Origin of the sequence: Pandoraea cepalis, assembly GCF_902459625.1 — a bacterium.
Taxonomy (GTDB): domain Bacteria; phylum Pseudomonadota; class Gammaproteobacteria; order Burkholderiales; family Burkholderiaceae; genus Pandoraea; species Pandoraea cepalis.
The window spans coordinates 677,266-693,525 of the sequence record NZ_CABPRY010000001.1 but is presented as its reverse complement, the minus strand read 5'-3'; the positions used below and the strand labels follow the sequence as shown (position 1 = coordinate 693,525).

18 protein-coding genes and 1 tRNA gene are annotated in these 16,260 nt (G+C 63.4%); 14 read left to right on the top strand and 5 right to left on the bottom strand.

Annotated elements, in window-relative coordinates; genetic code table 11:
• Positions 1 to 9: 9 nt before the first annotated feature.
• The 7 genes from lptB to rapZ all read left to right on the top strand — a co-directional run bounded on the left by lptB (position 10) and on the right by rapZ (position 6,168).
• On the top strand, positions 10 to 780 hold the full coding sequence (gene lptB, locus PCE31107_RS03165) for an LPS export ABC transporter ATP-binding protein (protein WP_026131715.1): 771 nt from the start codon (positions 10 to 12) through the stop codon (positions 778 to 780).
• A 94-nt stretch (positions 781 to 874) separates the two neighbouring features.
• Positions 875 to 2,362, top strand: a complete 1,488-nt coding sequence (locus tag PCE31107_RS03160) for an RNA polymerase factor sigma-54 (RefSeq protein WP_150606440.1) — start codon at positions 875 to 877, stop codon at positions 2,360 to 2,362.
• Between the two features lie 142 nt (positions 2,363 to 2,504).
• On the top strand, positions 2,505 to 2,858 hold the full coding sequence (hpf, locus tag PCE31107_RS03155; RefSeq protein WP_017232648.1) for a ribosome hibernation-promoting factor, HPF/YfiA family: 354 nt from the start codon (positions 2,505 to 2,507) through the stop codon (positions 2,856 to 2,858).
• A 227-nt stretch (positions 2,859 to 3,085) separates the two neighbouring features.
• Entirely contained in the window at positions 3,086 to 3,541 is a 456-nt protein-coding gene (ptsN, locus tag PCE31107_RS03150; protein WP_130024776.1) for a PTS IIA-like nitrogen regulatory protein PtsN, read from the top strand.
• Positions 3,542 to 3,638: 97 nt separating this feature from the next.
• The gene (hprK, locus tag PCE31107_RS03145; protein ID WP_017232650.1) at positions 3,639 to 4,604 is read left to right on the top strand and encodes an HPr(Ser) kinase/phosphatase; all 966 of its coding nucleotides are present in this window, start codon (positions 3,639 to 3,641) and stop codon (positions 4,602 to 4,604) included.
• A gap of 146 nt (positions 4,605 to 4,750) precedes the next feature.
• On the top strand, positions 4,751 to 5,062 hold the full coding sequence (locus PCE31107_RS03140) for a PsiF family protein (protein ID WP_130024775.1): 312 nt from the start codon (positions 4,751 to 4,753) through the stop codon (positions 5,060 to 5,062).
• Positions 5,063 to 5,292: 230 nt separating this feature from the next.
• Positions 5,293 to 6,168: an RNase adapter RapZ gene (gene rapZ / locus PCE31107_RS03135; RefSeq protein ID WP_150606438.1), complete on the top strand. Its 876-nt coding sequence runs from the start codon at positions 5,293 to 5,295 to the stop codon at positions 6,166 to 6,168.
• Between the two features lie 15 nt (positions 6,169 to 6,183).
• Here the strand turns inward: rapZ and mutY are convergent, their stop codons facing one another.
• Both mutY and mutM read right to left on the bottom strand, forming a co-directional pair.
• Positions 6,184 to 7,341 (bottom strand): A/G-specific adenine glycosylase, encoded by a 1,158-nt coding sequence (gene mutY, locus PCE31107_RS03130; RefSeq protein ID WP_150606436.1) that lies wholly within the window; start codon positions 7,339 to 7,341, stop codon positions 6,184 to 6,186.
• A gap of 82 nt (positions 7,342 to 7,423) precedes the next feature.
• Positions 7,424 to 8,254: a bifunctional DNA-formamidopyrimidine glycosylase/DNA-(apurinic or apyrimidinic site) lyase gene (mutM, locus tag PCE31107_RS03125; protein WP_150606434.1), complete on the bottom strand. Its 831-nt coding sequence runs from the start codon at positions 8,252 to 8,254 to the stop codon at positions 7,424 to 7,426.
• Between the two features lie 79 nt (positions 8,255 to 8,333).
• Between mutM and PCE31107_RS03120 the strand changes: the two genes are divergently transcribed.
• The 7 genes from PCE31107_RS03120 (at position 8,334) to pth (ending at position 14,601) form a co-directional block, all read left to right on the top strand.
• A complete protein-coding gene (locus PCE31107_RS03120; RefSeq protein WP_130024771.1) occupies positions 8,334 to 10,250 on the top strand; it encodes a tetratricopeptide repeat protein in 1,917 nt (638 codons plus the stop codon).
• A 5-nt stretch (positions 10,251 to 10,255) separates the two neighbouring features.
• Entirely contained in the window at positions 10,256 to 10,873 is a 618-nt protein-coding gene (locus tag PCE31107_RS03115; protein WP_150606432.1) for an outer membrane lipoprotein LolB, read from the top strand.
• Positions 10,874 to 11,109: 236 nt separating this feature from the next.
• A complete protein-coding gene (gene ispE, locus PCE31107_RS03110) occupies positions 11,110 to 11,979 on the top strand; it encodes a 4-(cytidine 5'-diphospho)-2-C-methyl-D-erythritol kinase (RefSeq protein WP_150606431.1) in 870 nt (289 codons plus the stop codon).
• 53 nt (positions 11,980 to 12,032) lie between these two features.
• Positions 12,033 to 12,109: transfer RNA gene (locus PCE31107_RS03105), tRNA-Gln, on the top strand.
• A gap of 49 nt (positions 12,110 to 12,158) precedes the next feature.
• Positions 12,159 to 13,106, top strand: a complete 948-nt coding sequence (locus PCE31107_RS03100) for a ribose-phosphate pyrophosphokinase (RefSeq protein WP_026131718.1) — start codon at positions 12,159 to 12,161, stop codon at positions 13,104 to 13,106.
• 154 nt (positions 13,107 to 13,260) lie between these two features.
• Positions 13,261 to 13,881: a 50S ribosomal protein L25/general stress protein Ctc gene (locus PCE31107_RS03095; RefSeq protein WP_150606429.1), complete on the top strand. Its 621-nt coding sequence runs from the start codon at positions 13,261 to 13,263 to the stop codon at positions 13,879 to 13,881.
• A 123-nt stretch (positions 13,882 to 14,004) separates the two neighbouring features.
• Positions 14,005 to 14,601 carry an aminoacyl-tRNA hydrolase gene (gene pth, locus PCE31107_RS03085; protein WP_130024767.1) on the top strand — a complete coding sequence of 199 codons (597 nt, stop codon included), beginning with the start codon at positions 14,005 to 14,007 and terminating at the stop codon, positions 14,599 to 14,601.
• A 45-nt stretch (positions 14,602 to 14,646) separates the two neighbouring features.
• Here pth and PCE31107_RS03080 read toward each other — a convergent pair whose 3' ends face one another.
• From PCE31107_RS03080 to rsmD, 3 genes are all read right to left on the bottom strand, one after another.
• A complete protein-coding gene (locus PCE31107_RS03080; RefSeq protein ID WP_130024766.1) occupies positions 14,647 to 14,904 on the bottom strand; it encodes a YfhL family 4Fe-4S dicluster ferredoxin in 258 nt (85 codons plus the stop codon).
• A 64-nt stretch (positions 14,905 to 14,968) separates the two neighbouring features.
• A complete protein-coding gene (coaD, locus tag PCE31107_RS03075) occupies positions 14,969 to 15,463 on the bottom strand; it encodes a pantetheine-phosphate adenylyltransferase (RefSeq protein ID WP_017232662.1) in 495 nt (164 codons plus the stop codon).
• Between the two features lie 55 nt (positions 15,464 to 15,518).
• Positions 15,519 to 16,112, bottom strand: a complete 594-nt coding sequence (rsmD, locus tag PCE31107_RS03070) for a 16S rRNA (guanine(966)-N(2))-methyltransferase RsmD (RefSeq protein WP_130024765.1) — start codon at positions 16,110 to 16,112, stop codon at positions 15,519 to 15,521.
• Positions 16,113 to 16,260: the final 148 nt, after the last annotated feature.

Sequence of the window (16,260 nt, the reverse complement as noted above, 5' to 3'; positions counted from 1 at the left end):
GCCTCGACGATCCATCCGGGCGACGGTCAATCCGGCAAGCCGAGCGCGCTCGTCGTGCGCTCGCTCAAGAAACAATACGGTGCCCGTACTGTCGTCAAGGACGTCTCGCTCGATGTGAAGAGCGGCGAAGTCGTGGGACTGCTCGGCCCGAACGGCGCGGGCAAGACGACATCGTTCTACATGATCGTGGGCCTCGTGCCCGCCGACGACGGCGAAATCCAGCTCGACGGCAACGTGATCAGCGAACTGCCGATTCACGAGCGCGCCCGCATGGGGGTCTCGTACCTGCCGCAGGAAGCGTCGGTATTCCGCAAGCTCACGGTCGAAGACAACATTCGGGCGGTGCTCGAATTGCAGCTCGACGCGCACGGCAAGCCGCTCAAGCGCGACGAGATCGACCGACGCATCGAAGCGCTGCTCGACGAGTTGCAGGTGAGCCATTTGCGTGAAAATCCGGCGATGTCGCTCTCGGGCGGCGAACGCCGCCGCGTGGAAATCGCCCGCGCCCTGGCCACGCAACCGCGCTTCATTTTGCTTGACGAACCGTTCGCGGGCGTCGACCCGATCGCCGTGCTGGAAATCCAGCGAATCGTGCGTTTTCTGAAAGATCGTGGCATCGGTGTCCTGATTACCGACCACAACGTACGCGAGACGCTCGGCATCTGCGATCACGCCTACATCATCAGCGAAGGCTCGGTGCTCGCCGCCGGCACGCCCGACCAGATCGTGGCCGACGAAAGCGTGCGGCGCGTATATCTGGGCGAAAACTTCCGGATGTAAAGCAAATTTTTCGCATGTAAACCCTGCCTCCGATAGGGGACCGGGCCGGTTTCGCTGGCGTGACAAAGCCTCTACAATGAAGGCGAGAAATGCTATGAAACCGACCCTTCAACTCCGCACCTCCCAGCACCTGACCCTCACGCCTCAGTTGCAGCAATCCATCCGATTGTTGCAACTGTCGACGCTCGAACTTCAGCAGGAAGTCGAGCACGCCCTCACCCAGAACCCGATGCTCGAGCGCGAGGACGATTGGCTCGCCGGCACGGTTCGTGTGGGCACGGACGGATCGCTGCGCAATGAGCGGGGCTCGTCGAGCAGCAGCACCAACGACACGCCGGAATCGGGCAGCGGCCAGGACGACGCCCGCGAACTCGACGGCGAGACCCGCTTCGACGACAGCGCGCGCGACGGTGGCAACGATTGGAGCCTGAACGACTTTGCCCGCTCGGGCAGTGCGTCGGACGACGACGACAATGAGCGGCCGCAACTGCACGTCGATCATCCCAATCTTCGCGAACACCTGCTCGCCCAGTTGCGCCTGACGAAAGCCAGCCCGCGCGATCGCCTGCTGGTGGAATTCCTGATCGAATCGCTCGACGAAGACGGCTATCTCGGCACCCTGCTCGACGAAATTCAATCGGAAATGTCCGAAGAGCTCGGGCTCGAGACCGAAGAGATCAATGCCGCGCTCGCGCTGCTGCAGAGCTTCGACCCGGCAGGCGTGGGCGCCCGAACCCCGTCCGAATGCCTTCGCCTGCAACTCCAGCGACTGCCGGCAAGCAGCGTGCGAACGCTGTCGCTGCGCATCGTTTCCGATCATCTGGAGCTGCTCGCCGCGCGCGACTACACGCGCTTGCGTCGTCTGCTGGGAGTGAGCGAAGACAGCCTGCGCGCGGCGCATCAACTGATTCGCTCGCTCGACCCGTTCCCGGGCGCCGCCTACGGCTCGCCCCAGGCGGATTACGTCATCCCCGACGTGCTCGTGCGCAAACAGGGCGGCGGCTGGACCGCCGAACTCAATCCCGAGGTCATGCCGCGCCTGCGCATCAATGAAATGTATGCGCGCATCCTTCGCAACAACCGCAATGCGCCGGGAACCGGCAACCTGCAGCAGCAACTTCAGGAAGCGCGCTGGCTCATCAAGAACATCCAACAGCGGTTCGACACGATCCTGCGCGTGTCGCAGGCGATCGTCGAGCGTCAGAAGAACTTCTTCACGCATGGCGAAATCGGCATGCGGCCCTTGGTTTTACGCGAAATTGCTGATACGCTGGGTTTACATGAATCCACGATTTCACGCGTGACAACCAGTAAGTACATGCTCACTCCATTCGGAACCTTCGAGCTTAAGTACTTCTTTGGTTCACACGTGGCCACGGAAGCCGGGGGCGCAGCCTCATCGACCGCCATCCGCGCACTCATCAAGCAACTCATAGGAGCAGAAGATCCGCAGACCCCCCTTTCCGACAGCCGTATCGCGGAGCTGCTGGCAGAGCAAGGGTTCGTGGTAGCGCGACGCACCGTCGCGAAATACCGTGAAGCCATGCGCATTCCCGCAGTGAACTTGCGCAAATCTTTGTAGGACGGTCCTGGTGTGCCATCTTGGCTCGCTGGGGCATCACGCCGCAGTGCGACATTGCGTCACGCCAATGGCTCGCACTCCCGCTAGCCAGCGTTGCTTGTGACGCGGCCTGCACTTCGGCATTTCAGCAAGGAGAGCAGCTATGAATCTGAAGATCAGTGGACATCATCTCGAACTCACGCCGTCGCTGCGCGAATTCGTGGTCAACAAGCTTGAACGCGTGTTGCGCCATTTCGACCAGCTCATCGGTGCCGAGGTGATCCTATCTGTCGACAAGACCAAGGAGAAGACCGGACGCCAGATCGCTAGCGTCACCGTGTATCTCAAGGGCAAGGAGATTTTCGTCGAGAAGTGTGACGAGAATATGTACGCTGCCATCGACAAGCTGATCGACATGCTCGACCGCAAGGTTATGCAATACAAGGACAAGGTTCAGGATCATGGCCGCGAGGCCCTCAAGCACCAGGAACCTCCCGAGGCGGAACCGCTGCAATGAGTCTGTCCGGGCAAGGTAGCCGCATTGACCGACACTGACGGCGATTCGCGAGGGAGCCCACGCGCACATCGACGTCTGTCGTAAGTCTGGCATCACCCACCGCGGGGCCGTTGAACGGCCCCTTTTGCATGCCCCCTCGCATCGCCGGGAGTGCGTCGACGGGTGGTCTATAATGCGAGGTCAACCGGGGGGCTGGAGGGCGACCATGCGTTCGCCCGCATTACAAGATGAACCGTTTAGTCAAACTCTTACCTGCGTCCAACATATTGCTTGGGCTGTCTGTCACCAGCAAGAAGCGCGTCTTCGAGCAAGCCGGGCTTCTCTTCGAGAACAATGCCGGCCTGTCGCGCGCGCTTGTCACCGACAATCTGTTCGCCCGCGAGCGTCTCGGCTCGACCGGACTGGGAGAAGGTGTGGCCATTCCGCACGGGCGCATCAAGGGCCTCAAGCATCCGATGGCAGCCTTCGTGCGCCTGGACGATCCGATTCCCTTCGAGGCCCCCGACGCGCAACCCGTGTCCCTGCTGTTCTTCCTGTTGGTACCGGAGCAGGCAACGCAGCAGCATCTCGAGATATTGTCCGAAATTGCGCAGTTGCTCTCGGATCGCGCGATGCGCGAGACCTTGACCTCCGCGCCGAGTGCCGACGATATCCATACCGCGCTCGCGAACTGGCAACCCTGAGCCGGCGCGGGTGCGGCTATCCCGGTGTTTCGGGGTATCGCGCCGCGACGCTGGACGAACTCCGTAGCACCCAACCCCAACCGAACGAGGCGACGCGGTGGAACTGACCGGCATCAACGCGCAAAGCATTTTCGACGACAACGCCGCCACGCTGCGTTTGTCGTGGCTGACCGGGCACGAGGGGTGGGAGCGCGGCTTTACGCCCGAGAGCGTGTCGACGGCCACCTCCAGCGCCGACCTGGTGGGTCACCTGAACCTCATTCATCCGAACCGGATCCAGGTCCTTGGCGAGGCCGAGCTGCGCTACTACCAGCGCCTCACCGACGAAAACCGCAAGCGCCACATGGGCGAAGTCATCGCGCTCGAGCCGCCGTTCCTCGTGGTGGCCGACGGCCTCGAAGCGCCGCCCGATCTCGTACTGCGCTGTACCCGCTCCTCCACGCCACTGTTTACCACGCCGATGTCGACTGCGGCGGTCATCGACAGTCTGCGCATGTACATTTCGCGTGTGTTCGCCCCGCGATGCACGATGCACGGCGTATTTCTCGACATTCTGGGCATGGGGGTGCTGCTCACCGGCGATTCCGGCCTCGGCAAGAGCGAGCTCGGCCTGGAACTGATCAGCCGCGGTCACGGACTGGTGGCAGACGATGCGGTCGATTTCGTGCGCCTCGGGCCGGATTTCGTCGAAGGCCGTTGCCCGCCGCTGCTGCAAAACCTGCTGGAAGTGCGCGGCCTGGGTTTGCTCGACATCAAGACGATCTTCGGTGAGACGGCCGTGCGCCGGAAGATGAAGCTCAAGTTGATCGTTCAGTTGGTGCGCCGCCCCGACGGCGAGTTCCAACGGCTGCCGCTCGAAGCGCAAACCGTGGATGTGCTGGGCCTGCCCATCAACAAGGTGATTCTGCAAGTGGCGGCCGGGCGAAACCTCGCCGTGCTGGTCGAAGCCGCCGTGCGCAACACGATCCTGCAACTGCGTGGCATCGACACCCTCAAGGATTTCATGGAGCGCCAGCGTCAAGCCATGCAAGATCCGGACGGCATGCAGAACCGGCTGCTCTGAGCGATCTCCTGCCGGACGAATGCCCCGGGTTTACCGCAATTTCTGCGTCTTTCTGTCAACGCCGCGCGATTGCGGCGCGTTTTCTTTCATGTTGTAATCGCCACGCGGTCCAATCCCGTGCGTGTCGACCTTATGGAGAGACGATCATGAAAAAAGCATTCGCTGCATTGCTTCTGGTATCCCCGCTGCTCGCATCGCCCGTGTTTGCCCAGACGGCCGCCCCCGCGCCTGCGCCCAAGGCCGCCAATGCCCAACAAAGCAAGATGGGCGCCTGCAATACGCAAGCTGGCAGCAAGAAGGGCGACGATCGCAAGGCGTTCATGAAGGAATGCCTGTCGAACAAGCCCGCCGCCAAACCGACCCAGCAGGAAAAGATGAAGACCTGCAATGCCCAGGCTGGCGACAAGAAGGGCGACGATCGCAAGGCGTTCATGAAGTCGTGCCTGTCGAACAAGTAAGCGCATCGGGGGCTTGCCCGCACCGACCTTCTGACGGATAGACGGATGGGCGGATAAGCGGCGAGACCGCCCACAGGCTGACACAACGGCGCCCCTCGCGGGCGCCGTTGTCGTTTCTCGCGCGTCCGTCTCGCGAATGGAGCAAAAACGCATGGAACGTTCTTCTTTTTGGCCGCTCGACACCCATACGACACAATCGCTTACCATGATCGCTGTATCCGGGGAATCTCATGAAGATCGTACTGATTACCGGCGTTTCGGGTTCCGGCAAATCGCTCGCCCTGAACGTCCTCGAAGATGCGGGTTACTACTGCGTCGACAATCTACCGTCGCGCTTTCTCCCTGAACTCGCCGAGTATCTCGAAACGCAGAACTACACACGCCTCGCCGTTGCCATCGACGCGCGCAGCGGCGGCTCGCTTGCCGATCTGCCACCGATCATTGGCGGCCTGCGTCGCTTCGGTCACGACGTGCGAGCCCTGTTCCTCAACGCCACCACGCAAACGCTGGTTCAGCGCTTCTCGGAGACACGCCGCCGTCACCCACTCTCCGTGATGAGCGATGATGCCGTCTCGGCCAATGGTTCGCTGGTCGAAGCGATCGAGACCGAGCGCGAAATGCTCAACAGCGTGGCCGAACTCGGTCACCAGATCGACACCAGCAATTTGCGCGCGAGCGCGTTGCGCCGTTGGATCCGCGAGTTCGTCCAGCACGATCACACCGGACTCACGCTGATGTTCGAGTCGTTCGGATTCAAGCATGGCGTGCCGCTCGACGCCGATCTCGTCTTCGACGTGCGCTCGCTGCCCAATCCCTATTACGACACCCAGTTGCGTCCGCTGACCGGTCGCGATCAACCGGTGATCGACTTCCTGTCGGCCATCCCCGAAGTCGACGAGATGACCAACGATATCGGCGCCTATCTGCAGAAGTGGCTGCCGAGCTATATGCGCGACAACCGCAGTTACCTGACGGTGGCGATCGGCTGCACGGGCGGTCAACACCGCTCCGTGTTCATCGCCGAAACGCTGGGCAAGCGCTTTCGCACCGAAGCCAGCGTGCTGGTGCGCCATCGCGAACTCGCCCCGCTCGAGTCGACGACCTGAGCCGGAACAGCCCGCTCAGGTCGGCAACGACAGTTGGCCGTCGCTCGGCGAACCGATCGACAAGGCGTCGGCAATCTTGCGGATCGGCGAGGGTAAGCCGGCGGCGGCAACGCCTGCGGCGTCCAGCCATGCGTGGCGTGAGCCGTTTGGCGGCACCGCGGCGCTCGCGTCCAGCGTCACCCGCCACGGCCTCAAGTGCAGCCGGAAATGTGTGAAAACGTGCGTGAGACCGTGTAGCGGTTCGAGCGACTGCACCCTCCCGTTACCCGCACCGATCGCGGCGGCATGCGCGCTCAGACGCTCGCGCAGCAACGCATCGTCGGCGTCGCGCGCGTCGGACGGCGGGGTCAGTTCCGGCAGGCTCCATAACCCGCCCCAGATACCGCTGTCCGGCCGTCGCTCGAACAACACGCGCTCGCCCGCGCAAATCACCAGTACATCGACATAACGCTCCGGCTGCGCCTTTTTGGGCTTGGACGTCGGCAACGTGCGCTCGCGTCCGGTTGCATGCGCGACGCAATCGCCGTCGAACGGGCACTCGCCGCAACGCGGCTTGCCGCGAGCGCACAGCGTCGCCCCAAGATCCATCATCCCCTGCGTGTAGGCGGGCAAGTCGCGTTGCGGCAGCAGGGACTCGGCCAGCGTCCACATCGCCCGCTCGATCTTCGGCGTGCCCGGAAATCCCTCGATGCCGAACACCCGCGCGAGGACTCGTTTGACGTTGCCGTCGAGAATCGCGGCGTGCGCATCGTAGGCAAACGCGGCAATCGCCGCGGCCGTCGAACGGCCGATGCCCGGCAGCGAGGCGAGCATCTCGGGGTCGGACGGGAAACGACCGCCGTGCTCGGCCACCACGACCTGCGCGCAACGGTGCAGATTGCGCGCCCGCGAGTAGTAGCCCAGGCCGCTCCAGAGCGCCATCACGTCGTCCTGCGCGGCGCTCGCCAATGCCGCGACGTCGGGGAAGCGCTCGAGAAACCGCGTGTAGTAGGGGATCACCGTCGCGACCTGGGTCTGCTGCAACATGATCTCGGAGAGCCAGATGCGATAGGCGTCGCGCGTGTTCTGCCACGGCAGGTCGTGACGGCCGTGCTCGGCCTGCCAGGCAATCAGACGCTCGGCGAAATGGCTCGCCGGCGGGCCGGCGGTGGAGTCGTTGAGGGAGTCGTTCATATCATTTTTGGGGGGCGTCGTGTACGGCAGCCGTCGCGGCCAAACCGCCGACCCGCTGCGCGATCGGCCATTGCCGCCTGCGTTATTTCTGACAATGCGGGCAGAAGAACGTGGAGCGCTGCCCTTGCACGATCTGCCGGATCGGGGTGCCACACACGCGACAGGGTTGCCCGGCACGATCGTAGACGAAATATTCCTGCTGGAAATAGCCGCGATTGCCGTCGCTGCCAACGAAGTCGCGCAACGTGCTGCCGCCCTTCTCGATCGCCGCGGCAAGCACGTCCTTGATGGCTTGGGCGAGCTTCTCGGCGCGGGGCCGCGAGAGTTTGCCCGCCGCCATGCGCGGCGCGATGCCCGCGCGAAAGAGGCTCTCCGACGCATAGATGTTGCCCACCCCGACCACGATGCTGCCCGCGAGCAATGCCTGCTTGATGGCGACAGTCCTGCCGCGCGTGCCGGCGTAAAGCCATTGGCCGTCAAAATCGTCGGTCAGCGGCTCGACACCGAGACCGGCGAGCAGCGGATGCGCCAGCACGTCTCCCGCCGAGCGCGGATGGAACAGCACCGCGCCGAAACGACGCGGATCGCGATAGCGCAGCGCGCATCGCTCGAAAACGAGATCGATATGGTCGTGCACCCCGGCGGCCGGCAGCGCCTGCGGCTCGGGCAGGACACGCAACGTGCCGGTCATGCCCAGATGCACCAGCAGCCAGCCGGGCGCGTATTCCAGCAACAGGTACTTGCCGCGACGGGTCACGCCGACGAGCGTTTCGCCGCGCAGGAGCGTGTCGAGCCCGTCGGGCACCGGCCAGCGCAACGAGGCGTTGCGCACGTCGATGCGGGCAACGCGTGTGCCTGCCACGTGCGGCGCAATTCCGCGACGGGTAACTTCGACTTCTGGGAGTTCAGGCATGCCTGCGAACGTTTGCTGAGGATTTAGACTCTATTGTATCGGGCGCGCTACAATCGCTCGAAACCTGTCGTGGATCCCTATGCCGAACACCCGATTCCAGTCCATCCCCGCCGCGACCAGCACGGCGCTCACCGTGGCACCCGTGGTTTTGCGCCTGCGCGGCGCCCTGGCACGCGGGGCGTGGGCCGGCGCAACGGCGCTTGGCGTAACCTGCGCCAGCGCCATCATGGCGTTCCTGCCTTCGTCGAACGCGTTCGCACAGTCCCGGCCGACGGCGCAAGCCGCACCGGCGAGCGCGCCGGCAGGGGCGAGCGACGCCTCGGCAAACGCCGGCAGCGAGGCCGCGGCGTCCGATGCGAATGTCCCGCGCGAAAAGCTTCCGAACGTCGCGCTCTCCAGCGAGATCGTTTTCGAGGTGATGGCCGCCGAGTTGAGCCTGCAGCAAGGCAGCCTGGCGCCCGCCTTCAACACCTACGTCGCACTGGCCAATCGCACGAAGGACCCGCGCATGGCCCGCCGCGCGGTCGAGATCGCGCTCGGCGCCCGCCAGCTCGGAGACGCGCTCATTGCCGCCCGACTCTGGCATGAACTCGATCCGACCTGGCGTCCTGCATCGCAGTTGCTCGCGAGCCTCGAGGTCGGCACCGGCCATCTGGCCGAAGCCGAGCCACTGCTCGTCGGCGAATTGAACAAGGTACCGGAAGCGCGCCGCGGCCAGGCCATTCTCGAGCTGCAGCAGATGATTGCGCGCAGCCCGGAGCGCGCCACAGGGATCGCGTCGCTCAAGCGGATGCTGGCGAACGATATGCAACGCCCCGAGGCGCAACTGGCCATCGCCCGCTCGCAACTCGATGCCGGCGACACCGCCGGCGCACGTGCGTCGCTGGAAAAGGCGCTCAGTCTCAAGCCCGATTACGAAGCCGCCGCACTGCTTTACGGTCAGATGGGGCCGGAAGAGCGCAGCAGCGCCATTGCCGGATTGAAGACCTTCCTCGATCGCAATCCGAACGCCAAGGAAGCGCGCTTCGCCTACGCCAAGCTCCTGCTGGCCGACAATCAGCTCGACGCGGCACAGAAGCAGTTCGAAACGCTGGAAAAGCGTTACCCGCACGAACTCTCGACGCTCATGGCGCTCGCGCTGCTCAACCTGCACGCCAAACATCCGGAGCAGGCCGAACAATATCTGCAGAAGTACGCGTCGGAAGCCGAGCAGCAGAACACCGACGGCGCGCAAGCCTATGTCTATCTTGCGCAGATCGCCCAGGACCGCAAGGATTACCCGGCCGCCGACCAGTGGCTTTCGAAGATTCGCGAAGACAGCAACGCGTATCTGCCCGCGCAGATCGGGCGCGCGCAGCTGCTCGCCGACCAGGGCAAGGTCGACGAAGGCCGTGCGCTGCTGCACAGCATCAGCATCAAGACGAGCGATCCGCGTGAGCAACTCGCGCTCAAGCGCGCCGAGTCGGATTTGCTCGTCAAGGCAAAACGCTACGACGAGGCGGAAAAGCTGCTCGCGGTCGAGGTGAAGAACCATCCCGACGATCCGGACCTGCTGTATCAGTACGGCATGGTGGCCGAGTTGAACAAACACTACGACGTCATGGAAAAGACGATGCGTCGTGTGATGGCGTCACAGCCGGAAAACGCACAGGCCTACAACGCGCTCGGCTACTCGCTGACTGTGCGAAACACCCGTCTGCCGGAAGCGCTCAAACTACTGCAAAAGGCGTCGGCGCTCGCGCCGGACGATCCGTACATTCTGGACAGCCTGGGCTGGGTGAAGTACCGCCTCGGCGACAAACCGCAGGCGCTCGAACTGCTGCGCCGCGCGTATGGCATTCAGGCGCAGGCCGAGATCGGCGCTCACTTGGGCGAGGTGCTGTGGGAATCGGGCCAGCAGGACGAGGCACGCAAGACCTGGCGTGAAGCCCTCAAGCTCGACGGCGACGACGACACGCTGCGCGCGACGATGAAACGCTACAACGTGACGCCGTAATGCGGATGAGGTCGCCGTTTTCGCGCGTGGCGTCGCGTTCGGCTCGCGCCACGACCCTGGTTCTGGCCTGTGCGCTCGCCGGGCTCGTCACCGGCTGTGCGAGCCTCGCGCCGCCCACCGCGGTGACGTCGACGGCGGGCGCCAGCGTCGAACATTACCGCGGCCGCTTCTCTGTGCGTTACGAGCAGAATGGCGAAACGCGCAACACCTACGGCAATTTCGACTGGCAGCAGAACGGCGACAACGCGATCGTTCAGTTGCTCGACCCGCTCGGACAAACCCAGGCGATCGTGCGCGAGAATCCCCGTCGTGCGTCGCTCGAATTACCCGGCAAGGCACCGTTGAGTGGCCCGCGCCTCGAAGATGTCATGCATGACGCCCTGGGCTTCGCGCTGCCGGTGGGCGGCCTGCGCTACTGGTTGCAAATGCAGGGCGCTCCGGGATCGCAGGCGAGCATCGAGCGCGATCCCCAGACACAACGGCCGACGCATTTGAAGCAGGACGGGTGGACGATCGACTATCAGGCCTTTTTCGACGGCGCGCCGCTACGCGTCAAGCGCATCGACCTGTCGCGCGATCTCGACGGGTCGCCGCTCGCTGTGCGGCTCGTGATCGACGAGTAAGGTCGAGCGACGCCGATTGGTCCGGGCACCGCCATCGCTTCGGCGGCATCGGCGGCCACTTGGGCGCGCTTGTTGCGACGGTGCTATGCTTGGCGCCGCCCGGTCCAGCGCGCGTCGAGTGCCACGCGCGCCTTGAGAGCAGGGATCGAATTGCGCGGGGAAGTCCCCATCTCCAGACACCGACGTTGCGACAACATTGCCGCGACGACGCTCGTTAGCCATCGTTTTGCATCGCCATGTACGAAATCCTGCGTGATTGCCCGGCTCCGGCCAAGCTGAACCTGTTCCTGCACATCGTGGGACGCCGGCCGAACGGCTATCACGAGCTGCAGACTGTCTTCCAGCTGATCGACTGGGCCGATACGCTGCATTTCGCGCGTCGCGACGATGGACGGATCGTCCACACGAACCCGCTGCCAGGGGTGCCGCCTGAGACGGATCTGACGGTGCGCGCCGCCCGCCTTCTGCAGCACCATTGCGGCGTGCGCTTCGGCGTGGAGATTGCCATCGAGAAGCGGCTGCCGGCCGGTGGCGGCATCGGCGGCGGCAGCTCCGACGCCGCGACGACGCTGCTCGCGCTCAATCGCATGTGGCAACTCGATCTACCGCGCGCGGAACTTCAGGCGCTCGCCCTGCAACTCGGGGCCGACGTGCCGTTTTTCGTCTTCGGCCGCAATGCGTTCGCCGAAGGGCTGGGCGAGGAATTGCACGCCGTGGATTTGCCGCACAGGTACTTCCTCGTGGTCAACCCGCGCGTCCACGTCGCGACCGACAAAATATTTCGCGATCCACTGTTGACAAGGGATTCGAAGATCGTCACAATGGCGTTCTTTCTCGAACACACCAGCAAAAACGTGTTAGGAACGGATGAAATTTTCCGTAACGACATGCAAGCGGCAGTGATTCGAGAATACGCGGAAGTCGCTGCGGTGATTGACTGGTTCAGAACCTTCACCACCGCACGTATGACGGGCTCCGGCGCCAGTGTGTTTGCAGCATTCGACACGAAGGCAGAGGCGGAAGCGGCATACCAGCGATTGCCAGAGCGCTGGCTGGGTCAAGTGACCGCCAGTCTGGCCGAACACCCGCTGTTCGCCTTCGCGTGAAGGGTTTTACTTTGTTGCGTTTCCTACGACGCGGCAAGGGCAACGGTTAGTGTAGGGGAGTCGCCAAGTTGGTTAAGGCACCGGATTTTGATTCCGGCATACGAGGGTTCGAGTCCTTCCTCCCCTGCCAATTTCTCTGTCGTGCAGTCTCAGCATCCCAACGTTCCGCAGGTAGCCAGATGAGTAGTGATAACCTAATGGTATTCACCGGGAACGCCAATCCCGCCCTGGCCCAAGCGGTCGTCGACACTCTCGGCATTCCCCTCGGCAAGGCCATGGCGAGCCGGTTCTCGGACGGTGAGATCCAGGTCGAAATCCAGGAAAACGTGCGCGGCAAGGACGTCTTCGTCCTCCAGTCGACGTGCGCGCCGACCAACGACAACCTGATGGAACTGATGATCATGGTCGATGCGCTCAAGCGCGCGTCTGCCGGCCGGATCACCGCTGCCATCCCGTATTTCGGCTATGCCCGTCAAGATCGCCGCCCCCGTTCGGCGCGCGTGGCGATCTCGGCGAAGGTCGTCGCCAACATGCTGCAAATCGCGGGCGTCGAGCGCATCATCACGATGGACCTGCACGCGGACCAGATTCAGGGTTTCTTCGATATCCCGGTCGACAATATCTACGCATCGCCGCTGCTGCTGGCCGACGTGCGCGCGCAGAACCACGAAAACCTGCTGGTGGTCTCGCCGGACGTTGGCGGTGTGGTGCGTGCGCGTGCGCTCGCCAAGCAACTGCATTGCGATCTGGCCATCATCGACAAGCGTCGTCCGAAGGCCAACGTCGCCGAAGTGATGAACATCATCGGTGAAGTTGAAGGCCGCACCTGCGTCATCATGGACGATATGGTCGACACGGCCGGCACGCTGTGCAAAGCCGCGCAGGTGCTGAAGGAACGTGGCGCACAGAAAGTCTACGCGTACTGCACGCACCCGGTGCTTTCCGGCGGTGCGGCGGCGCGCATCAACGCGTCGGAACTCGACGAAGTGGTCGTGACGGACACGATCGCGCTGCGCGACGACTCGAAGGGTGGCAAGATCCGCCAGTTGAGCTGTGCCAATTTGCTCGCCGAGACGTTCTCGCGTATCCGTCGTGGCGACTCGGTAATGTCGCTGTTCGCGGAATAAGCGTTCGGTAAATTTTTGCGACGGCGCCTGTGTGGCGCCGTTGTTGTGTCGGCGGGGAGCGTCTCCCCGCCTTTGTCATTCCTGAAGCCGATGTTTTTTGCACGGCATTTGGGAAGCTATCGCTGCCTGGTCGCGGGCAGTCCAAGGAGTTGTTATGAAAGTCGTCGCTTTTGAGCGTAATCTGCAAGGTACGGGTGCGAGCCGCCGCCTGCGCAATGCCGGTAAGACCACGGGCATCGTGTACGGTGGAAACGTTGATCCGAAGATGATTGAACTCGATCACAATGCGCTGTGGCATGCCCTGCGCAAGGAAGCGTTCCACTCGTCGATTCTCGAGCTGGAAGTTGCCGGCAAGACCGAACAAGTGCTGCTGCGCGATGTGCAGTACCACCCGTTCAAGCAATTGGTTCTGCACGTGGATTTCCAACGTGTCGATCCGAACAAGTCGATCCACGTGAAGGTGCCCCTGCACTTCCTGGGCGCTGAGAACGCCCCGGCCGTGAAGCTGGCGTCGAACGTGATCAGCCACACCGTGAACGAACTCGACGTGAACTGCCTGCCGGGCAAGCTGCCGGAATTCCTGGAAGTCGACCTGTCGAAGCTGGAAGCGGGCAAGACGGTGCACGCCAAGGACGTCAAGCTGCCCGCCGGCGTGACGCTCACGCTGCACGTTGAGCAAGAAAACCCGGTGGTCGCGCAAGCCGTCCAACCGGCAGGTGCGGCTGCTGACGAAGCGGCTGCCCCGGCTGCCGAAGGTGCAGCGCCGGCCGCCTAAGGCCCGCGCGTTGGCCTTCAGCGGCGACGCTGGACGCAAGACCCGCCGCGACGTCATGTCCGGCGGGTTTTTTTATGGCGGCGCGCAGGCCGATTCGGCGCGCGCCAAGATCGTGATACCGAAATGATCAAGCTGATCGTAGGGCTCGGCAATCCGGGCGCCGAATATACAGCAACGCGTCACAACGCCGGCTTCTGGTTCGTCGACGCGTTGGCGCAGCAATGCGGTGCGTCGCTCACGAACCAGAAGAACTTCCACGGCTTTGCAGCGCGCACCCGCATTGCCGGCCAGGAAGTCTGGTTGCTCGAGCCACAGACCTTCATGAACCGCTCGGGGCAGTCGGTTGTGGCGCTCGCACGCTTCTACAAGATCCTGCCGGATGAAATCCTCGTCGTGCACGACGAACTCGATCTGCTACCCGGCACGGTGAAACTCAAGCGTGGTGGGGGCAGCGGTGGTCACAACGGACTGAAGGACATTGCCGCGCATCTGACGACGCCCGAGTTCTGGCGTCTGCGCCTGGGCATCGGCCATCCGCGCACGCTTCAGCCGACGGGCAGCCAACAGCAGGTCGTGGACTTCGTGCTCAAGCCACCGCGCAAGGAAGAGCAAGCGCAGATCGACGACGCGATGTCGCGCTCGCTCGACATCGTCGATCAGGTCGTCAAAGGCGAGATGGAAAAGGCAATGATGCGCCTGCACGCCGCGCCGGGGAAGTAAGCGGCGCTGCCGCGCGGTGCGCGGCTCGCTTGGCTTGCACGCCGCTCAGGCCGTCTTGGCCGCTTGCAGATGGGTGTACTTCTCGAGCAGTTGCTCGGGCGTCTCGACGTGTTCGGGGTTGAGGGGAATGCACTCCACCGGACACACCTGCACGCACTGCGGTTCATCGAAGTGCCCCACACACTCGGTGCACTTGTTCGGATCGATCTCGTAAATCTCGACCCCCATCGAAATCGCGTCGTTCGGGCACTCCGGCTCGCACACGTCGCAATTGATGCATTCATCGGTAATCATCAAGGCCATACGGCACCTCCAGCCGTATCGCAACGCCGGTCAGCCGCAAGGGCCGGGCCGGCGTACGCGATACTCATCCGTTCGTCGGCAGGCTGCCGACTTTCGTCATCAGCCATTTTTCGACGGAAGGAAACACGAACTTGCTGACGTCGCCGCCCAGTTGCGCGATCTCGCGCACGATCGTGCCCGAGATGAACTGGTACTGGTCAGACGGCGTCATGAACATCGTTTCCACATCGGGCAACAGATAGCGGTTCATCCCGGCCATCTGGAACTCGTACTCGAAGTCGGACACGGCGCGCAGGCCGCGCACGATCACACGGGCCTGGTGCTTGCGCACGAAGTCCTTGAGCAGCCCGGAAAACCCTTCCACGCTGACGTTCGGATAGTGACCCAGCACTTCGCGCGCGATGTCGATGCGCTCTTCCAGCGAGAAGAACGGCTTCTTGTTTCGGCTATCCGCCACGCCGACGACGAGCTTGTCGAAAATCCCTGCCGCACGGCGGACAAGATCTTCATGTCCTCGGGTCAACGGGTCGAACGTCCCCGGATAAATCGCCACTACCATGCGAACGTCTCCTCGCGGCTGGGGACCTGTGCTGCGTACTTGTTCATTGTGGTCTCTAGGTTTTCGGTATCGATTCAAGCAAATGATAATGCACGGCCCCGGCTTTCGCCCGTCGCAGGCATGTGAGGTCGAGCACCGCCAGTGCGTCGTCCTCCAGCGCGATGTCCGATTCGGCGTAGATCACCCCGCCAGGGGCGAGCAGACGGGCCGCGGGCGCCAGCAGGTCGTTCATCCAGCCGCTCGCAAACGGCGGATCGAGAAACACCACGTCGAAAGCCCCGGGCGGGAGTGTGGTTATCAGGCGGCGGGCATCGGCCTGCACGATCTCGATCTGATCGGCCCCGAGTTTGGCCTGATTGGCACGCAGTTGCCGAACGGCCCGCGCGGCGTGCTCGACCATCAGCACCCGGGCGGCACCGCGCGAGGCGGCCTCGAATCCCAGCGCGCCGCTGCCTGCGAACGCGTCGAGGCACCGCATGCCGCCCAGATCCTGCCCCAGCCAATTGAACAGGGTTTCCCGCACACGGTCAGGCGTGGGCCGCAGGCCTTCGCCCGACGGCACCGGCAGCGGCGTGCGCTTCCACTGGCCGCCGATGATGCGCACCTGCTGCGGCGCGCCGCGTGCCACGTTTCCCGAACCGGACTTCATCGTGTTCCCCGCAGGACAGCCTTGCCGGAGACACCGTCACCCGTGCAAAAATGAGTTCGCGCGCGCGGCTGCGCACGCCAGGAATCCAAAATCATGACAATTCACGCTACATTGTTGAGGCGAAACATACCACATCGCCCGCAAGACC